Origin of the sequence: Ancylobacter defluvii (genome assembly GCF_018390605.1) — a bacterium.
Taxonomy (GTDB): domain Bacteria; phylum Pseudomonadota; class Alphaproteobacteria; order Rhizobiales; family Xanthobacteraceae; genus Ancylobacter; species Ancylobacter defluvii.
Genome location: NZ_JAHBGD010000015.1, coordinates 1 through 3,580 on the forward strand (window position 1 = coordinate 1; position 3,580 = coordinate 3,580).

Here is a 3,580-nt window from a genome sequence, read left to right on the forward strand (position 1 = left end):
GGTGGAAGCGCGCCCTCGTCTCAGCGTCGGGTGTCGGCGTCGGATCGGTGGCGGGGAGATGCCCTCCCGCGGGCTCAGTGCGAGAGGTTCTTGACCACGTCCTCGACCATCTTCTTGGCGTCGGCGAACAGCATCATGGTGTTGTCGCGGAAGAACAGCTCGTTCTCCACCCCGGCATAGCCCGCCGCCATGCCGCGCTTGATGAACAGCACCGTCTTCGCCTTCTCGACGTCGAGGATCGGCATGCCGTAGATCGCCGAGGTCGGGTCGGTCTTCGCCGCCGGGTTGGTCACGTCGTTGGCGCCGATCACGAACGCCACGTCGGCCTGCGCGAACTCCGAGTTGATGTCCTCGAGCTCGAACACCTCGTCATAGGGCACGTTGGCCTCGGCCAAGAGCACGTTCATGTGCCCGGGCATGCGGCCGGCGACGGGATGGATGGCGTACTTCACCTCGACGCCCTCCTCCTTCAGCTTGTCGGCCATCTCGCGCAGCGCGTGCTGGGCCTGCGCCACCGCCATGCCGTAGCCGGGCACGATGATCACCTTGGCGGCGTTCTTCATGATGAAGGCGGCGTCCTCCGCCGAGCCCTGCTTCACCGGACGGCTCTCCACCGCGCCGGCCGGACCCGCCGCGGCGTCGCCGCCGAAGCCGCCGAGGATCACCGACACGAAGGAGCGGTTCATGCCCTTGCACATGATGTAGGACAGGATGGCGCCCGAGGAGCCCACCAGCGCCCCGGTGATGATCAGCGCGGTGTTGCCCAGGGTGAAGCCGATGCCCGCCGCCGCCCAGCCCGAGTAGCTGTTCAGCATCGACACCACCACCGGCATGTCGGCGCCGCCGATCGGGATGATCAGGAGGCCGCCGAACACCAGGCTGGCGATGACGATCAGCCAGAACACCGTGTGGCTCTCGGTGACGGTGAGCACCACCACCAGCAGCACGATCAGCGCCGCCAGCCCGGCATTGATGACATGGCGCGCCGGCAGCAGGATCGGCTTGCCGGACATGTTGCCGTTGAGCTTGGCGAAGGCGATCACCGAGCCGGTGAAGGTGACGGCGCCGATGGCCACACCGAGGCTCATCTCCACCAGCGCCTGGCCGTGGATGGCGCCCACCGCGCCGATGCCGAAGGCTTCCGGCGCATAGAGCGCGGCGGCCGCCACCATCACCGCGGCGAGGCCGACCAGCGAGTGGAACGCCGCCACCAGCTGCGGCATCTGCGTCATGGCGATCTTGCGGGCGATCACCGCGCCGGCGCCGCCGCCGATGGCGAGGCCGCCGACCACCAGCAGCCAGCCGCCGATCCCGGCCGGCGGCGAGGCCGACAGCGTGGTCAGCACCGCGATGGCCATGCCGACCATGCCGAACAGATTGCCCTGGCGCGAGGTGGCCGGGCTCGACAGCCCGCGCAGCGCCATGATGAACAGCACCCCGGAGACGAGGTACAAAAGCGCGACGATATTGGCGTTCATCTCGTCGCCCTCACTTCTTCTTGGAGTACATGGCGAGCATCCGGCTGGTCACCAGGAAGCCGCCGAAGATGTTCACGGAGGCCAGGATCAGCCCGATAAAGCCGAACCCCTTGGCCCAGCCGGTGCCCTCGCCGAGGGCATCGACCCCGACCGCCAGCAGCGCGCCGACCACGATCACCGAGGAGATGGCGTTGGTGACGCTCATCAGCGGCGTGTGCAGCGCCGGGGTCACCGACCACACCACGTAATAGCCGACGAACACCGCCAGCACGAAGATGGCCAGCCGGAACACGAAGGGGTCGATCGCCCCGCCGGTCAGCGTGTGCGCCGCCGCGCCGGCCATATCGGCCAGACCGCCTGAATGCACCGCCTGCGCCGCCGCGTCGGCATAGGCCTGCGCCGCCTCCGCCGCCCGCTTGGCGACCTCCGCCGCCGCCCGCGCGCCTTCCAGCGCCTGCGCCGGATCCGCCGGCACGCCCGATGGGTTCGCCATCTTCCCTCTCCCCGTTTCCTTGCCGGACGGCCGGGCTCCCGCCCCTCACCATCCGCCGCTCGTATGTGGTCGTTCCTGTCGCAGTCGTTCGTGTCTTCTGTGGTCTTGTGCGGTCTTCTGTTGTCGTCTGTCTGCGTTGTCTCGTGCCGGCCGCCGCAACGGCTGTCTCGTCAGGCGGCAGCCGAGGTTCCGATCCTGCGCCGGCGCCCCCCTCACCCGGCGCTGCGCGCCGACCTCTCCCCCGCGGGGCGAGGTGAAGACAAGGAGGCGTGCCACCTTGGTGCCCCCCCCCGATACGCCCCTTCGGTGCGATCCCCTTGCTCCCTCTCCCCGTGGGGGAGAGGGGTGGGGTGAGGGGGAGTGCCGGTGGAATGCGGAGACGTCCCTCCCGAAGAGCGCGGCAGACAGCCTCGTCATCCCGGACGGCGTTCGCAAAGCCGGATCGTGCGGCCGTCTCCCGGCTCATTGCTGCCGGGCGCTCCCGGACCGGCCCATGGCCGTCCGGGATGACGGCGCTTCAAAAGCCCGCCGTCACGCCGCCGCCGTCTCCCCGGAGATCGCCGCCGTGCCGCCGAAGTTCGGGTGCACCACCGCCCCGCCCCGGGTCAGCAGCGTCGCCTTCACCAGCTCGTCGTCCCACTTCACGCTGAGCGCCTTCGACCCCTTGTCCACCAGCGTCTCGACGAAGGCGTACAGGTTCTTGGCGTAAAGCTGCGAGGCGGTGGCCGCCAGCCGGCCGGGCACGTTGAGATGGCCGACGATCTTCACCCCGTTGGACGTGGTCACCACCTCGCCCGCGACCGCGCCGGCGACGTTGCCGCCGCGCTCCACCGCCAGGTCGATGATCACCGAGCCCGCCTTCATCGACGCCACCATCTCGGCCGAGACCAGCTTCGGCGCCGGACGTCCGGGGATCAGCGCCGTGGTGATGATGATGTCCTGCTTGGGCGTATGGCTCGCCACCAGCGCCGCCTGCTTGGCCTGGTACTCCGCCGACATCTGCTTGGCGTAGCCGCCCGCGGTCTCCGCCTGCTTGAACTCCTCGTCCTCGACGGCGATGAACTTGCCCCCTAAGCTCTCCACCTGCTCCTTCGCCGCCGGCCGCACGTCGGTGGCCGACACCACCGCGCCGAGCCGCCGCGCCGTGGCGATCGCCTGCAGCCCGGCCACGCCGGCGCCCATCACGAACACCCGCGCCGCCGGCACCGTGCCCGCCGCCGTCATCATCATCGGGAACGCCCGGCCGAACTCGCCCGCCGCATCCACCACCGCGCGATACCCCGCGAGGTTGGCTTGGCTGGACAGCACGTCCATAACCTGCGCCCTTGTGATGCGCGGCATCAGCTCCATCGCGAACAGGCTCACGCCGGTGCCGGCGATCTCCGCCAGCGCCGCCTCATTGCCATAGGGATCGGCGATGGCGATCACCAGCGCCCCGGCAGCGACCGTCGCCAGGTCCGCCGCCGCCGGCCGCCGCACCGCCAGCACGATGTCCGCCCCGGCCCCGGCCGATGCATTGTCCGCCGCGATCGTCGCCCCTGCCGCCGCGTAGTCCGCGTCGGAAATCCCCGACGCCAGCCCCGCACCCGACGCCACCACGACCTCCCCG

Annotated in this window: 3 protein-coding genes; all 3 read right to left on the reverse strand. The window is 70.1% G+C overall.

Going from position 1 to position 3,580, the window contains the following annotated elements; translation table 11 throughout:
* Window positions 1–74: 74 nt before the first annotated feature.
* Window positions 75–1,478 carry an NAD(P)(+) transhydrogenase (Re/Si-specific) subunit beta gene (locus tag KHC24_RS11105; RefSeq protein ID WP_213363348.1) on the reverse strand — a complete coding sequence of 468 codons (1,404 nt, stop codon included), beginning with the start codon at window positions 1,476–1,478 and terminating at the stop codon, window positions 75–77.
* Between the two features lie 10 nt (window positions 1,479–1,488).
* Window positions 1,489–1,971, reverse strand: coding sequence for a proton-translocating transhydrogenase family protein (locus tag KHC24_RS11110; protein ID WP_213363349.1), 483 nt, complete (start codon window positions 1,969–1,971; stop codon window positions 1,489–1,491).
* Window positions 1,972–2,502: 531 nt separating this feature from the next.
* The coding region (locus KHC24_RS11115) for an NAD(P) transhydrogenase subunit alpha (protein ID WP_246546688.1) at window positions 2,503–3,580 on the reverse strand (1,078 nt) is incomplete at its 5' end.